The sequence below is a fragment of the Streptomyces sp. NPDC088745 genome (genome assembly GCF_044751045.1).
GTDB classification, from domain to species: Bacteria; Actinomycetota; Actinomycetes; order Streptomycetales; family Streptomycetaceae; genus Streptomyces; species Streptomyces cremeus.
In genome coordinates, this window is sequence record NZ_JBIVLB010000002.1 from 357471 (window position 1) to 372354 (window position 14884).

Genomic DNA, 14884 nt, shown 5'->3' on the forward strand with positions numbered 1-14884 from the left:
CTCCTCGTACGTCCCGAAACTCGTACGTCCCGAAAGGCGGGGGCGTCAGGAGCCGCCGCCCCGGGCCACGCAGTCGGCCAGGTGGTCGTCGACCAGGCCGCAGGCCTGCATCAGGGCGTAGGCCGTGGTGGGGCCGACGAAGCGGATGCCGCGCTTCTTGAGGTCCTTGGCGAGCGCCGTCGACTCCGGGGTGACGGCGGGGACGTCCGCGAGCGTGCGGGGGGCGGGGCGGCCGGCCGGGTCCGGGGCGTGGGACCAGACCAGCCGGTCGAGGTCGCCCTCGGGCCATTCGGCGAGGACGCGCGCGTTGGCGAGGGTGGCCGTGATCTTGGCGCGGTTGCGGATGATGCCGGGGTCCGCGAGGAGGCGGGCGGCGTCGGTGTCCGTGAAGCGGGCGACCTCCGCGATCCGGAAGCCCGCGAAGGCGGCGCGGAAGCCCTCGCGGCGGCGCAGAATGGTCAGCCAGGACAGGCCGGACTGGAAGGCCTCCAGGCACAGCCGTTCGTAGAGCGCGTCGTCGCCGTGGACCGGGCGGCCCCACTCCGAGTCGTGGTACGCCGTGTAGTCCTCGGTGGCCAGGCCCCAGGGACAGCGCAGGGCGCCGTCGGGGCCGGGGGCGGCTGCGGTCACGGCTTGGGCTCCTCGGCGGCGGGGGGCGCGTCCTGGCGGTCGGGCGTGGCGGACGGCGACGCGGGGGCGGGGTCCGGCGCGGGCGCGGACTCGGGTGCGGGGTCCGGCGCGGGGGCGGGCATGGTGTCAGAAGGGGCGGGGGGCCCGGGGGCGTGGCGCTTGGCGAAGAGGTCGGGCCCGCCGACCGTGGTGGCCTGGGCGCCCGCGAGCGCCGCTTCCAGCTCGGCGATACGGGAGTCCCGCTCGGCCAGTTCCGCGCCGACCCGGCCCAGGACGTCGTCCACGTCGGCCATCCGGTACCCCCGCACGGCCAGCGGCAGGCGCAGCGCCTCGATGTCCGCGCGGCCGATCGGGCGGGTCAGCGGCAGCGGGTCCACGAGGTGGTCGGGGGCGGCCTCGGGCAGCGGCCCCTGGTCGCCGCCGGCGCCGACGACGGCGAGCGTCACGGCAGCGACGACCACCACCATCGCCAAGAGCAAGAACACGAACACGAGCGTCTCCCCGGGCACGGGCCCGCACAGTTGACCTGCGCGGCGACCTGATCAGTACGGAATCCTTCCGGCCCCGATCGTGCCACGCGGGTGTGACAGTTAAGGTCGCAGACGGCCTCCATCAGGGCCGTACAGGTCCGTGACGAGGAGGAATCTGCAGATGCTGCGGCTGGGACGGCGCGTTTTCGAGACGCACGAGCCGGTGATCATGGCGATCGTGAACCGCACCCCGGACTCCTTCTACGACCAGGGCGCGACCTTCCGCGACGAACCCGCGCTCGCCCGCGTGGAACAGGCGGTGTCGGAGGGGGCTGCCATCATCGACATCGGCGGGGTCAAGGCGGGCCCCGGCGAGGAGGTGAGCGCCGAGGAGGAGGCGCGGCGGACGGTCGGTTTCGTCGCGGAGGTGCGGCAGCGGCACCCGGAGGTCGTGATCAGTGTCGACACCTGGCGGCACGAGGTCGCCGAGGCGGTCTGCGAGGCGGGCGCCGACCTGCTGAACGACGCGTGGGGCGGCGTCGACCCCGAACTCGCCCGGGTCGCCGCGCGGTACGACGTCGGGCTCGTGTGCACGCACGCGGGCGGGGCCGAGCCGCGCACCCGGCCGCACCGGGTGACGTACGAGGACGTCATGGCGGACATCCTGGACGTCACGGTGGGGCTGGCGGAGCGGGCCGTGGCGTTGGGGGTGCGGCGCGACGCGATCATGATCGATCCCGGGCACGACTTCGGGAAGAACACCCGGCACAGCCTGGAGGCGACGCGGCGGCTCGGGGAGATGGCGGAGACGGGGTGGCCCGTGCTCGTGTCGCTGTCGAACAAGGACTTCGTCGGGGAGACGCTGGACCGGCCGGTCAAGGAGCGGGTGATCGGGACGCTGGCGACGACGGCCGTGTCGGCGTGGCTGGGGGCACGGGTGTACCGGGTGCACGAGGTGGCGGAGACGAAGCAGGTGCTGGACATGGTGGCGTCGATCGCGGGCCACCGGCCGCCGGCGGTGGCCCGCCGGGGGCTGGCCTGACCCCCACCCCTCCCCGGCGGAGGAGCCGGCCCGGCCCCCGTCGACGGGTGGCGGCGGCCGGGGCCCGGCCCGGACGCCCTCCCCGCGCCCCCTGGGGGGCACGGGGGGCGCGTGGGTCAGGAGGGGGTGGGAGAGCCGGTCTCTTTGGTGACGAGGGCCACGGCCTCCTCCACGTCGTCCGTGACGTGGAACAGCAGCAGGTCCCGCTCCGAGGCCTTGCCCTGGGCGATCACCGTGTTGCGCAGCCAGTCGACCAGGCCGCCCCAGTACTCCGTCCCGAACAGGACGATCGGGAAGCGGGTGACCTTCTGGGTCTGGACCAGGGTCAGGGCCTCGAACAACTCGTCGAGGGTGCCGAAGCCGCCCGGGAGGACCACGAAGCCCTCCGCGTACTTCACGAACATCGTCTTGCGGACGAAGAAGTAACGGAAGTTGACCCCGATGTCGACATGCGGGTTGAGCCCCTGCTCGAAGGGGAGCTCGATGCCCAGGCCGACCGAGACGCCGTTCGCCTCGCGGGCGCCCTTGTTGGCGGCCTCCATGGCGCCGGGGCCGCCGCCGGTGATCACCGCGAAGCCCGCCTCGACGAGGGCGCTGCCGATCCGTACGCCCGCGTCGTACTCGGGGGTGCCGACGGGGGTGCGGGCGGACCCGAAGACACTGATGGCGCTCGGGAGTTCGGCGAGCGCGCCGAAGCCCTCGACGAACTCGGACTGGATGCGCATGACCCGCCAGGGGTCGGTGTGCACCCACTCGGAGTCGCCCTCGGTGTCGAGGAGACGCTGGTCCGTCGTGCCGGGCTGGACCTGTTCCCGGCGGCGCAGGACCGGACCGAGCCGTTGCTCCTCGGGCGTCCGTCCCTCTTCAGGATGCGTCATGCCGTGCTCCCTTCGCTGCCGTACGTTGTCCGGTCAGGGTAGGTCCACAGGTGTGACGAATGAGGAAATTCAGGCCGTCAGCCAGGCGTGGAGTCGCTCCTCGCCCTGCCGGATCCTGGCGACCTCGACGCGTTCGTCTCGCTTGTGGGCGAGGAGCGGGTCGCCGGGGCCGTAGTTCACCGCCGGTACGCCCAGCGCGCTGAAGCGGGCGACGTCCGTCCAGCCGAACTTGGGGTTGGCCCTGCCGCCGACCGCCGCCATGAACGCCTGCGCGGCCGGGTGGGAGAGGCCGGGGAGGGCCGCCGGGGAGTGGTCGTCCACGACGAACTCCGCGATGTCGCAGTCGGCGAAGACCTCACGGACGTGGGCGAGGGCCTCGTCGGGCGAGAGGTCGGGGGCGTAGCGGTAGTTGACGGTCACCGAGCAGGCGTCGGGGATGACGTTGTTGGCGACACCGCCTTCGACGCGGACGGCGTTGAGTCCCTCGTGGTACTCCAGGCCGTCGATCACCGGGCGGCGCGGCTCGTACGCGTCCAGCTTCGTGAGGATCGGCGCGATCTTGTGGATGGCGTTGGAACCCATCCAGCTTCGCGCGGAGTGGGCGCGCTCGCCGGCGGTGTGCAGGACGACGCGCAGGGTGCCCTGGCAGCCGCCCTCCACCTCGCCGTACGACGGCTCCAGGAGTACGGCGAAGTCGGCCGTGAGCCAGTCGGGGTGGGCTGCGGCGACGTGGCCGAGGCCGTTGAGGTGGGCGGCGACCTCTTCGTTGTCGTAGAAGACGAAGGTGAGGTCGCGGTTGGGCTCGGGGACGGTGGCGGCGATCCGGAGCTGGAGGGCGACGCCGGCCTTCATGTCGCTGGTTCCGCAGCCCCAGAGCACGCCGTCCTCGTCGAGGCGGGAGGGGACGTTGTCGGCGATCGGGACGGTGTCGATGTGCCCGGCGAGGACGACGCGTTCGGCGCGGCCGAGGTTCGTGCGGGCGACGACGTTGTTGCCGTGGCGGTCGACGGTGAGGTGGGGGTAGGCGCGCAACGTCTGCTCGATGGCGTCGGCGAGGGGCTTCTCGGTGCCGCTCTCGGAGCGGAAGTCGACGAGCTGGGCGGTGACGTGGGCGGCGTCACGGGTGAGGTCAAGGGGGGTTTCGGACATGGGTCCGAGCCTAGTGCGGGGCGCTCCGGTAAGGGGTGCGGGGAACTGCGCGCTCAGCCACGACGGATCTGCACGGCTCCCACCCGGGGTGGCGCCCCGTTCAGGGGCGCGGGGAACTGCGCGCCCAGCCACGACGCTCCTGCACGGGAACCGTTCCCCCTGGCCGCGCGGCGAGCGCTTTAGGGAAAGGGGCGGGGCAGGGGCCTCTCTGCCCGAGCCGGGCGGGGCTGGGTGTCCCGGTGCCGGGGCTGAGCTCTCGGCCTGGGCGGGGTCGCGCGTCCGGCACAGGCGCTTGCGCGGGGGGCGGCACCCGGGTGGGCCGGGAGCGGGAGGGGCCGCCCCCTTGCCCGCCCGTTCCGCCCCCTTGGGGCGGCCCCGTCGCCCAAGGGGGCTGGGGGGGCGAAGGCGGGCTGCGATGGCCGAGAGGAAGGGGGTGCAGGGAGGATGCGGGACCCAAGAGGGCGGAGGCTGAGGGGGGTTGGGGGGTGTGAGGGGTGAGGGTGGGGGATGTGCGGGGAGGAGGGAGGGTGGGGCTCCAGTACCTTGGGGGCGTGGCTCAGGTTCGTGGTTCTTCGCCCCTTCGCCGCCGCGCCGTACGCATCGGCGCCGGTGTCGCCGTGCTCCTGGCGCTCGCCGGATACGTGGCCGTGCAGTTCTTCGCCGGCGGCCAGGGCGACACCCGGTGTTCCGTACGGGGTGGCGCGGAGAGCGGCGCCCGGTACGAACTCACCACCGAGCAGGCCGTCAACGCGGCGACCATCTCCTCCGTGGGCACCTCGCGCGGCATGCCCGAGCGCGCGGTGACCATCGCGCTGGCCACCGCCCTCCAGGAGTCCGCCCTGCGCAACATCGGGCACGGGGACCGGGATTCGCTCGGCCTGTTCCAGCAGCGGCCCTCGCAGGGGTGGGGCACCGAGAAGCAGATCCTCGATCCCGCGTACTCGGCGGGCCGCTTCTACCAGCACCTCACCGAGGTCCCCGGCTATTCGCGGCTCCCGCTGACCGTGGCCGCCCAGCGCGTCCAGAAGAGCGGTTTCCCGCAGGCGTACGCCAAGCACGAGCCGGACGCCGCCCTGCTGGCCTCCGCCCTCACCGGCCGCACCCCCGCCTCGCTGTCCTGCGAGTCCCGTCGCGGCGACGACAGCGCGCCGGGCGATCCGGCGGAGGTCAGGAAGCGCCTGGTCCGGGACTTCGGCGCCGGGGTGCTCCCCCGCAGCCGGGCGGCGGCGGGCGCGCCCGAGGCCCGTACCGTCGTCGTGCCCGTGCCGGCGGGGTCCGGGGCGGGCAGGGCGGCGGCCTCCGACGTGAACGCCTCCCCGCAGCAGCGGGGCTGGGCGCTGGCCCACTGGGCGATGGCGCACTCCGCCGAACTGCGCGTCGGCCGCATCGCGTACGCGGGCCACGAGTGGCGCACCTCGGAGGCCTCGAAGGGCTGGCAGAAGGTTCCGGCGGACCGGGCCGGCACGGGCGAAGTACGGATCACCACCTCCCCGTAGCGCGAGTTCGCCCGCCGGTTCACCCGCACCGCGACCCGTCCGGACAAAAAACCGATAACGGGCAGATCACTTCCCGGTCAAGGCCGGGTCACCGTCCGAACACCGGGCGGTCACCCGTCCACCGTGTCACTCGAAGGGGGTGGCCGGACCGCCCCGGAAGAACGCGCGCCCGCACCTCGCCCCACCTCGGGCTCCGTCCGGGAAATCCCTTGGGCGGAAAGGGAAGGAAGCACCTTTCCCGTCCGGCGGGCGCAGCGCCTTTGACCGTTTTTATCCGCACCGGGCCAGGTGCCGCATTGCGAACTCTTTACCTCGGCCCACCGCAACCTCCCCCGCCCTCCGAGCGGTTGTCATGGCGTCCGATCGCCGGACAGACAGCGCCTCACAAGCGTCCACAACGTCTTCTCCCGCTAAGGAGCACCATGTCCCTCCCCCTGGCTCGTCGGATCGCCCGCGCCGCCCTGCTCAGCGCCGCAGGCGCAGCGTCCGTGGTCGGTGCGGCCGGCTCCGCCAGCGCGGTCGACCTCCCGGCTGCCCCGAACCTCGGTGGCCTGACCGCGCTGGACGGCGCCGGTCTCGGCGACACCGTCGACGGTGCGTCGCAGAAGGCGTCCAACGTGGCGGGCGACACCGGCAGCGCTGCCGTCAAGAAGGCCGTCCCGGCCGCCGGCAAGACCGTCGGCAAGGCCGGCAAGACCGCCACCCCCGCCGCTCAGAAGGCCGCCGGTGACGTCGCCGGAAGCGCCGGTGAGGTGCTCGGCGAGACCGCCAAGACCGCCACGGACGGCGGCCTGCCCACCGGTGGTCTGCCGACCGGCGGCCTGCCGGGCGCCGGCACCCTGCCCGTCCAGGGCCTGCCGCTCGGCTGAGCCGCACCGCTCCTGACGAAGGGGCCCCGGGAGGGCGAATCTCCCGGGGCCCCTTCGCGTGCGTACGGCGGACGTGCGTGACGGGAGGTCTCAGCCCGCCAGGCGGGCCACCGCCGCGGCGACGCGCTCGTCCGTGGCGGTGAAGGCGACGCGCACGAACCGGGCGCCCGCCGCGCCGTAGAAGTCGCCCGGCGCCACCAGGATGCCCAGCGACGCGAGGTGGGCGACCGTCTGCCAGCAGTCCTCGTCGCGGGTGACCCACAGGTAGAGGCTGGCCTCGCTGTGCTCGACCCGGAAGCCGTGCGCGACCAGCGCCTCGCGCAGGGCCGTGCGGCGGGCCGCGTACCGTTCGCGCTGCTCGGCCACGTGCGTGTCGTCGCCGAGCGCGGCGACGGTGGCGGCCTGCACCGGGGCGGCGGTCATCATGCCGCCGTGCTTGCGGATCTGCAGCAGGTCGCCGAGGACGGCCGCGTCACCGGCGACGAAGGCGGCCCGGTAGCCCGCGAGGTTGGAGCGCTTGGAGAGGGAGTGGACGGCGATGACGCCCTCGTAGGTGCCGCCGCAGACGTCCTCGTGCAGGACGGAGACCGGGTCGGTCTCCCAGCCCAGCTCCAGGTAGCACTCGTCGGCGACCAGCAGGACGGAGTGCTCGCGGGCCCAGGCGACGATCCGGGTCAGCTCGTCCTTGCCGATGACCTCGCCGGTGGGGTTCGAGGGCGAGTTCAGCCACAGCAGCTTGACCCGGGCGGGGTCGAGGTCGGCGACCGGGTCGTCGTAGACCACGTGCTCGGCGCGGGCCAGCCGGGCGCCCACCTCGTACGTCGGGTAGGCGAGCCGGGGGAAGGCGACCTGGTCGCCGGGGCCGAGCCCGAGCTGGGTCGGCAGCCAGGCCACCAGCTCCTTGGAGCCGACCACCGGCAGGACGTTGGCGTGCCGGACCCCGCGGGCGCCGAGCCGCCGCTCGACCCACCGCACCAGCGCGTCGCGCAGTGCCTCCGTGCCCCACACCGTCGGATAGCCGGGCGAGTCCGCGGCGGCGACGAGTGCCTTCTGGATCAGGTCGGGGACCGGGTCGACGGGGGTGCCGACGGAGAGGTCCACGATGCCGTCCGGGTGGGCCGCGGCCGTCTTCTTGTACGGCTCCAGCTTGTCCCAGGGGAAGGCGGGGAGGCGGTCGGTGACTGAGGACACGGTGCGGTTCGCTTTCTCGTACGGAGCGGGGAGAGGGGCGCAAAAGCCCCGGCCCCGTACGGCGGCGAAGGCCGTACGGGGCCGGGGTCGGCACTCAGTGGCGCCTGCCGCCTACTGGTTCTGCGGCGGCAGCGCGGCGATGAACGCGTGGTCGCGCTCGATCAGGCCCAGCTTGGAGGCACCACCGGGCGAACCGAGGTCGTCGAAGAACTCGACGTTCGCCTTGTAGTAGTCCTTCCACTCCTCCGGAGTGTCGTCCTCGTAGAAGATCGCCTCGACCGGGCAGACCGGCTCACAGGCACCACAGTCGACGCATTCGTCCGGGTGGATGTACAAGGACCGCTGGCCCTCGTAGATGCAGTCGACCGGGCACTCCTCGATGCACGCCTTGTCCTTGACGTCGACACAAGGCTGCGCGATGACGTAGGTCACGCTGTCGTTCCTCCTCGATAGGGCGCGGCGGGCCGAGCTTCTCCGGCTCCGTCCACGGGCGCGCGGGAGCGCGGCGTCGTGCGATGCCCGCACCTAGTATCTCCGTTCCCGGGCACGATCCGAACAGGAGGGGTGGACAGAGCTGTGGAATTCACTGCCGGCGGACGACTTGAGGTCCGGCTGACGCCGGATGACGTGGGCAAACGGGTATCAGTCCGGCGTCTGACCGGGGACTCTGCCGCGGGCGCCCGATTCGCGGACGTGGTCGGCGTGCTCACCTCCTGGACCGACGGTGTGCTGTCGATCACACGAAAGAATGGTGAAACGGTACGGCTCGACGCCTCCGCGGTGGTCGCCGCCAAACTCGTGCCCGCCGCCCCCGCGCGGCGGCGCGGCCCCGCCGCGACCTTCGCCGAGCTGGCCGCGGTGACCGCGCGGGCGTGGCAGCCGCTGGAGAGCGAACGGCTCGGCGGCTGGACGCTGCGGGCCGCGAACGGTTTCACGCGGCGCGCCAACTCCGTGCTGCCGCTGGGGGACCCGGGACTCGCGACGGACGAGGCGCTGGCGTACGTGCGCACGTGGTACGAGTCCCGGGGGCTTCCGGCGTACGTCCAGGTGGCGACCGGCGCCGAGGGGACGCAGGAGCTGCTGGGGGCCGAACTGGCCGACAGCGGCTGGGAGCTGGAGATGTCGGCGCTGGTGCGGATCGCGGCGCTGGCGCCGGTCGGGGACCTGGACGCGGGCCCCGCCGAGGCGGACGTGGTGCTGACGCGGGCGGCGGACGCGGCGTGGCTGGCGCGCTATCAGCGCTTCCAGACGCCCGGGCCCGAGGTGGAGAAGGTGCTGCACAGCGGGCCTTCGGTGTGGTTCGCGACCGTGCCGAGTACGGAGCCGGGGAGGGCGGCGGCGATCGGGCGGTGCGTGGTGGACGGGCGGTGGGCCGGATTCTCGGCCGTCGAGGTCGATCCCGCGTACCGGCGGCGGGGGCTGGCGACGGCGGTGATGGCCGTGCTGGCGCGCAGGGCGCTGGACGAGGGCGCGTCGGCGGCGTGGCTCCAGGTGGAGGCGGACAACGAGGGGGCGCGCGCGCTGTACGAGGGGATGGGATTCGCCACCCATCACCGTTACCACCACTACCGGGCGGCCTAGCGCGGGCACGACCGGGCGGGCACGACCGATTCACGGAACGGGTACGAGGGTTTCATGGACGACGCAGCAGACGGCACTGCCGGTGGTGGACTTCCCGACTGGCGGGCGCGGTTCGCCGAGGAGGCGCGGGCGGAGCGCCCCGATCTGGCGACGCTGTGCCTGTTGATCGGCGCGGTCGCCGATCCGGGGCTCGGGCAGGCCGGGATCGACGAGGCGCAGATCGAACTGGACCGGCTGGCGGGGCTGCTGCCGTTCCGCCCGGCCGGGCCCCGGTCGTGGGCGGCGGCCCTGGGGGAACTCCTGGGCGCGCGCTGCGGGTTCGAGGGCACGCCCGGGGACTACCAGCGGCTGGACTCCTCGCTGCTCCCGGCGGTGCTGAAGCGACGGCGGGGGCTGCCGATCCTGCTGTCGGTGGTATGGCTGGAGGTGGCCCGGCGGGCCGGGGCCCCGGTGTACGGGGTGGCGCTGCCGGGGCACTTCGTGGTGGCGTTCGGCGAGCCGGGCGGGCAGGTGCTGGCGGATCCGTTCAACGGGGGCAGGCTGCTGACCGGGACGGACGCGGAGCTGCTGGTGGCGGGGGCGACGGGCGAAGGGCTGGACGCGTCGATGCTGCGGGCGGCCGATCCGCTGGACATCGTGCTGCGGGTGCTGAACAACATCCGGGCCTGGGCGGCGGCCAGGCCCGAGCGCAGCGACGTACAGCTGTGGGCGGTGGAGCTGGCGCTGCTGCTGCCCGCCCATCCGGCGCGGCTGCGCTACGAGAGGGCCCGGCTCCTGGTGGAGCGGGGCGACTTCCTGGGCGGGGCCCGGGAGCTGGAGGCGTACGCGGACGTGGTCCAGGCGGTGGAGCCGTCGTCCGCGGAGGCGATCAGGGGGCGGGCCAGGGCGGCCAGGGCCCGCCTCAACTGACCGTCCGGGGCCACCGGGCGACGCCGGCGGCGATCTGGCGGGTGGTGGCGTCGAGCCGGTTGCGGAAGTTCGCCGGGGCGGTCCGCGTCGTGCGTGCGGCGAGCGGCGTTCCCCGTGGGCGGCGGGCCGGGTGACGGCGGCCCGGGTCTGCCGCGACTCGACGGTCGTGCGGACGAGTCGCCCCCGTACCGCCCGGGCGGCACGGGGGCTGCGGTGGCACGGGAGTCACGGATTCAGGTCGATGGCCTGCGTCCGTTCGGCGGCCGTCTTGCCGACCAGCGCCTTCTGCATGGCGTCGCGTACGTCCTCCATGGAGACCGGACGCTTGCCGGAGGGGTCGTTGACCATGACGTTGTCGAAGGTGGAGCCGCACAGCTCCTTGAGCACCTTCAGGTCGTACACCGGCGTCAGCTTCCCGTTGACCGCCTTCATCGACAGGATCTTCGGCAGCGACTTCGCGGGCCCGAGGGGGATGGACTGACCACCCGCCGTGATCTTGACGTTGGCCGACATGGCCGGTTCGGCGAACTCCTTCATCGCGCGGTCGAGTTCGGCCTGGGTGACCGTCGGCTGCTTGGCGACGGCGGGCAGTTCGACCGGGACCGTCCTGCCGCTGCGCACCTGCGCGAGGTAGGCGTCGCGCACCTTCGCCATCGACGCCTGGACGTCGAGCGCCTTGCCGGGCTTGCCCGGTACGGCGACCGCCTTGCCGGGCACGAACTTGACGGTGCCCTCCGACGCCGTGCCCGAGGTGCCCGCCAGCGACGTCAGCGCGACCGTCAGCTTCTCCTCGTCGACCGGGATCACCGGCTGGGCGATGCGCGCGCCGCCGAACAGGGAGCCGACGACGGACACCGGGTTGTAGTCGGTGCCGGACGCGCCGCGCACCGTCTCCTGGCCGTCCAGGGACAGGCCGGCGTTGGCGGGGGCCAGCTCCGTCCTGCGGCCGTCGACGCTGAGCTGGAGGGGCAGCGTGGCCCGCTTGCCGAGTGCCGCGTCCAGCTTGACGACGGCCTCGTCCTTGGTGCCGCCGCCGATGTCCACGCCGAGGACGGTGGTGCCCTTGGGCACGTCGGTGTGGTTGAGCAGCAGCCCCGCGCCGTACACGCCGCCCGCGATCACGACCACGCCGACGGCCAGCAGGACCACCTTGGAGCGGCCCTTCTTCGCGGGAGCGGCGGGCTTGGGCGCGGGCGGCGGCGGTGCCGGTTCGTCGCGTACGGGAGCGCCCTGGCCGGGGCCGGACGCGCCCGGCGGGTCCGGCAGCCGGGGGACGGGACGGGGCCCGGTGGGGAACTGCGGGCGCGGCCCGTCGGGCTGCACCACCGGGACACCGCTGGTCAGGGTGTCGCCGGAGACGTGTCCGGGGGGCGCCATGGGGCCGGGGCCCGGGCGGTCGTCGCGGGGGTCGGTCTGCGGGGTGAGGACGGCGGTGTCGTCGCCCGGACCGCCGACGCCGTTCCCGCCGGTGAGCGGGTTCGTACCGTACGCGGGGGGCGTGCCCTGACCGGGGCGGGCGTCGGGCCAGGGACCGGAAGCGGAAGCGGAACCCGAACCGGGCACCTGGTGCCGTCCGGTGGTGTCCATGCCGGGCATCTGGTGCTGGCCCGTGGTGTCCATGCCGGGCATCTGGTGCTGGCCGGTCGTGTCCATGCCGGGCATCTGGTGCTGGCCGGTCGTGTCCATGCCCGGCATCTGGTGCTGACCCGTGGTGTCCATGCCCGGGACCTGGTGGCGGCCGGTCGGCTCGGGGGTGAAGTCCCGGCCGCCGGTGGGGGCCTTGGGGGTCAGGGGGCTGCTGCCGCTGGCCGGGCCCGTGGTCGGGCCGGTGGGGCCCGCGACGGGGCCGCTCTCCGGGAGGCCGGCGCCGTCGGTGAAGTACGGCAGGCCGCCGCCCTGGGCCGGGGCGGGAGCGGCCGGACGGTCCGGCGTGGGCTGCGGCGTCACCGGGGACTTGCGCGGCGCGAACCAGTCGCTGGCCGGCTTCTCGTCCCCGGAAGCGGAACCCGCCGCGGAGCCCTCCGCGCCCTGCTCGCGCACGGTGGCGCCCTGCACGCGGGTCGGCAGCGGCGGCTGGTCCGAGGCGGCGGAGGCGGCCGGAGCGGCGGACGACGCCGTGGGCGCGGCGGAGAGCGGCTCGGAGGGCGGCCACACGGTCTCGCCGGTGCTCTCGGCGTCCGCGGCCCCGCCGGCCGACGACCCGTCACCCTTGCCGTCCGCCATGGGCTTGCGCATGACGACGGGCGGGATCGGGCGCGATCCGGGGATGTTGATGCGGATGCGGGTGGTCAGGGTCGTCTCGGTCCTGGGCTCGTCCGGCTCCACGGCCTCGGCGGGCTCGTCGTGCGCGTCCGCGCCGGTCCCGGCGTCGGTCCGGCCGTCCTGGTGGAGCGAGGGGTACGGGCTCTGTCCGTACGGCGTCGTACCCGAGGGGTACGCGGTTCCACCGCGCCCCTGCGCGCCGGAGGACGAACTGTCAGTTTCACGACTCAAGGCAGGTTCTCCCGGTTGGCTCCACCGCTCGTTCTCTTGACCATGTGCTGCGGGCGGCTCGGCGGCGCGCACCACCATACTGGCCGCCGTCGGCCCGGACCCCGCCGCCGTGGATACGGGCAACACCCGTACAACAGCGCGGGCGGGGACGGTGCGGCGGGACCGGCTGCGGAGATCGGGCGGGGAAAAAGCGGAGGGAAACAGAAGGAAGGGGGAAGGAAGGGATGCGTCAGTTCCCCGGCCGGGCCGGGTCCTTGGCGGGGACGGGCAGTCGGGGCATCGTGGCGCAGATCACAGCGAGCACGACGCCGCCGATGAGGAAGATGCTCGCCCCGGTGCCGCCGCCGACCAGGAGGTCGCCCTCGGTACGGCCCGAGGTGGCCGCCAGCACGGCGAGCAGCCAGCCGAGGCCGGGCACGGCCGCGCCCAGCCGGGTGCCGAGCGTGTACGTGCCGCCGTAGAAGAGGCCGCCCGCGGCGAGCAGCGAGAGCAGCAGCCCGACCGGTGCGAGCACCCCGGCGACCAGCGCCCCGGCGATCCCGGTGAGGGCGCCGAGGACGAGGAGCAGCAGGTAGGCGGGGACACGCCGGGGGTTCACCGGCTGGGTCATCAGGAGCGAGGGACCCGCGACGGCCGTGGCGCCGGCCCCGGAGGAGGAGGCGGCGGTCCTCGGGGCACCGGTCGACCTGGCGACACTGCGCTTGCCGGCCGCGGACTTCGCGGACGCGGTCTTGCCGGTCGCGGACTTGGCCGATGCGGGCTTCGCAGGCGTGGGTTCCGCCCCGGAAGGCGGCTGGTCCCGGCTCACGCGTCGACCCCCGCGAAGAGGTCGGTCTCGACGGGTTCGTCGCCCTCGGGATCGCGGGAGGGGATGACCCGCTCGTAGTACTCGGTGGTGAAGACGGGCTGGGCCAGCTCGTTGGAGAGCAGGAACCAGGGCTCGTGCACGGTGATCTGCGTGGCGTGCGCGCGCATCGCGGCCGTCTTGGCGGCGGCGTACGCGGTGCCGTCGATCGCCGTGGTGACGTGCTCCTCGTCGACCACGCCCGGCACGTCGTCGACCGGGGCGATGCCCGGGAAGCCGGGGTCCTCGGCGCGCAGCCGGGCGAAGGCGTCCTCGGCGACGGGGCGCGGGACGCGGTTCCAGTACACCTTCTCCACGGCGTGCGGGGCGCCGAAGTCCGGGCGGTAGGTCGGCTCGGCGGCCAGTTCGGTGGCGCGCATGGCGACGCGGTGGGCCTGGATGTGGTCGGGGTGGCCGTAGCCGCCGTCCGGGTCGTACGTCACCAGGACCTGCGGGCGGACCTCGCGGATCACCTGCACGAGGTACGAGGCGGCCCCATTCACGTCCGCGTGCCAGAAGGCGTTCTCGCGGTGGTTCTGCGGGGTGTTCATCATCCCGGAGTCGCGGTAGTGGCCGGCGCCCGCCAGGAAGCGGTGGTCGGTGACGCCCAGCTCCTTCATGGCGGCGGCCAGTTCGGTGGCCCGGTGGGGGCCGAGCGTGTCGTCCCGGTCGGCGGCGAGGTGGGCGAGGGAGGGCGGAATGATTTCGCCCTCCTCGCCCTGGGTGCAGGTCACCAGGGTGACCCCGGCGCCTTCGGCCGCGTACTTGGCCATGGTGGCGCCGTTGTTGATCGACTCGTCGTCGGGGTGGGCGTGCACCAGGAGCAGACGACGGGTGGGGAGCTCGGTCATGGGAACAGCCTACGAGGTGGGCGCTCGCGCGCCCCCCGCGCGCCCCGCCGTCTCCTCCCGCGCCGTGCGGCGCGCCTGCCGGGCCCCCCGCCCCGGTGCGGCCGTCCGGGCGGTGCCGGAGGGTCAGAAGCGGAAGTTGCCCAGCACCCCGGCGACGTTCGTGGTGACGTCCTTGATCGTGGGCGCGATGGACGAGCTGGCCAGGTAGAAACCGAGCAGCATGCAGACCACCGCGTGTCCGGCCTTCAGTCCGGATTTCCGGACCAGCAGGAAGACGACGATCGCCAGCAGCACCACCAGTGAGATCGAGAGTGCCACGGCGGTTCACCTCCATGTGAGTACGGTCGGGACGAGGAACGGAGCAACGACAGCACGACGGGTGCCAGCGGGTCTATACCCACCTAGCGCTACGGATCATAACTATCCGCATCCACGCATTGATCGGTGCACGGCAGCACGAGGGGCGCACGGGGGGTGGGGA

The 14884-nt window shown here is 73.8% G+C and carries 15 protein-coding genes; 5 read left to right on the forward strand and 10 right to left on the reverse strand.

The features are described from left to right. Positions 1–45 precede the first annotated feature (45 nt). Together ACIP93_RS06215 and ACIP93_RS06220 are read right to left on the reverse strand one after the other, a co-directional pair. Positions 46–630 (reverse strand): DNA-3-methyladenine glycosylase I, encoded by a 585-nt coding sequence (locus ACIP93_RS06215; protein ID WP_345228584.1) that lies wholly within the window; start codon positions 628–630, stop codon positions 46–48. Continuing rightward, complete coding sequence (locus tag ACIP93_RS06220; protein ID WP_401756235.1) at positions 627–1121, reverse strand: DivIVA domain-containing protein; 495 nt, start codon at positions 1119–1121, stop codon at positions 627–629. Before ACIP93_RS06220 ends, ACIP93_RS06215 begins: the two co-directional genes overlap by 4 nt. A 160-nt stretch (positions 1122–1281) precedes the next feature. Here ACIP93_RS06220 and folP point away from each other — a divergent pair, with 160 nt between their 5' ends. Next, complete coding sequence (gene folP / locus ACIP93_RS06225; RefSeq protein WP_345228586.1) at positions 1282–2142, forward strand: dihydropteroate synthase; 861 nt, start codon at positions 1282–1284, stop codon at positions 2140–2142. A 116-nt stretch (positions 2143–2258) separates the two neighbouring features. Here folP and ACIP93_RS06230 read toward each other — a convergent pair whose 3' ends face one another. Both ACIP93_RS06230 and dapE read right to left on the reverse strand, forming a co-directional pair. After that, positions 2259–3020 (reverse strand): TIGR00730 family Rossman fold protein, encoded by a 762-nt coding sequence (locus tag ACIP93_RS06230; protein ID WP_345228587.1) that lies wholly within the window; start codon positions 3018–3020, stop codon positions 2259–2261. 69 nt (positions 3021–3089) lie between these two features. Next, positions 3090–4169, reverse strand: coding sequence for a succinyl-diaminopimelate desuccinylase (gene dapE / locus ACIP93_RS06235; RefSeq protein WP_401756240.1), 1080 nt, complete (start codon positions 4167–4169; stop codon positions 3090–3092). A gap of 551 nt (positions 4170–4720) precedes the next feature. Here dapE and ACIP93_RS06240 point away from each other — a divergent pair. Next, positions 4721–5665, forward strand: coding sequence for a hypothetical protein (locus ACIP93_RS06240; RefSeq protein ID WP_401756242.1), 945 nt, complete (start codon positions 4721–4723; stop codon positions 5663–5665). 422 nt (positions 5666–6087) lie between these two features. After that, positions 6088–6534 (forward strand): ATP-binding protein, encoded by a 447-nt coding sequence (locus ACIP93_RS06245; protein WP_401756245.1) that lies wholly within the window; start codon positions 6088–6090, stop codon positions 6532–6534. Positions 6535–6624: 90 nt separating this feature from the next. Here the strand turns inward: ACIP93_RS06245 and dapC are convergent, their stop codons facing one another. Together dapC and fdxA are read right to left on the reverse strand one after the other, a co-directional pair. Beyond that, positions 6625–7725 carry a succinyldiaminopimelate transaminase gene (gene dapC / locus ACIP93_RS06250; RefSeq protein WP_345228591.1) on the reverse strand — a complete coding sequence of 367 codons (1101 nt, stop codon included), beginning with the start codon at positions 7723–7725 and terminating at the stop codon, positions 6625–6627. A gap of 111 nt (positions 7726–7836) precedes the next feature. Then, positions 7837–8157, reverse strand: coding sequence for a ferredoxin (fdxA, locus tag ACIP93_RS06255; protein ID WP_018956287.1), 321 nt, complete (start codon positions 8155–8157; stop codon positions 7837–7839). Between the two features lie 144 nt (positions 8158–8301). Between fdxA and ACIP93_RS06260 the strand changes: the two genes are divergently transcribed. Further along, positions 8302–9306, forward strand: a complete 1005-nt coding sequence (locus ACIP93_RS06260) for a GNAT family N-acetyltransferase (RefSeq protein WP_401756249.1) — start codon at positions 8302–8304, stop codon at positions 9304–9306. Positions 9307–9360: 54 nt separating this feature from the next. Beyond that, positions 9361–10215, forward strand: a complete 855-nt coding sequence (locus ACIP93_RS06265; RefSeq protein WP_345228593.1) for a transglutaminase-like domain-containing protein — start codon at positions 9361–9363, stop codon at positions 10213–10215. 225 nt (positions 10216–10440) lie between these two features. Here ACIP93_RS06265 and ACIP93_RS06270 read toward each other — a convergent pair whose 3' ends face one another. The 4 genes from ACIP93_RS06270 to ACIP93_RS06285 form a co-directional block, all read right to left on the reverse strand. Then, the gene (locus ACIP93_RS06270) at positions 10441–12708 is read right to left on the reverse strand and encodes a hypothetical protein (RefSeq protein WP_401756253.1); all 2268 of its coding nucleotides are present in this window, start codon (positions 12706–12708) and stop codon (positions 10441–10443) included. A gap of 229 nt (positions 12709–12937) precedes the next feature. Beyond that, entirely contained in the window at positions 12938–13516 is a 579-nt protein-coding gene (locus tag ACIP93_RS06275; protein ID WP_401756256.1) for a DUF6113 family protein, read from the reverse strand. Further along, complete coding sequence (mshB, locus tag ACIP93_RS06280) at positions 13513–14403, reverse strand: N-acetyl-1-D-myo-inositol-2-amino-2-deoxy-alpha-D-glucopyranoside deacetylase (protein WP_345228596.1); 891 nt, start codon at positions 14401–14403, stop codon at positions 13513–13515. The genes ACIP93_RS06275 and mshB overlap by 4 nt, the downstream gene beginning before the upstream one ends. Positions 14404–14526: 123 nt before the next feature. Beyond that, a complete protein-coding gene (locus ACIP93_RS06285) occupies positions 14527–14721 on the reverse strand; it encodes a DUF2304 family protein (protein ID WP_345228597.1) in 195 nt (64 codons plus the stop codon). Between the last annotated feature and the right edge of the window lie 163 nt (positions 14722–14884).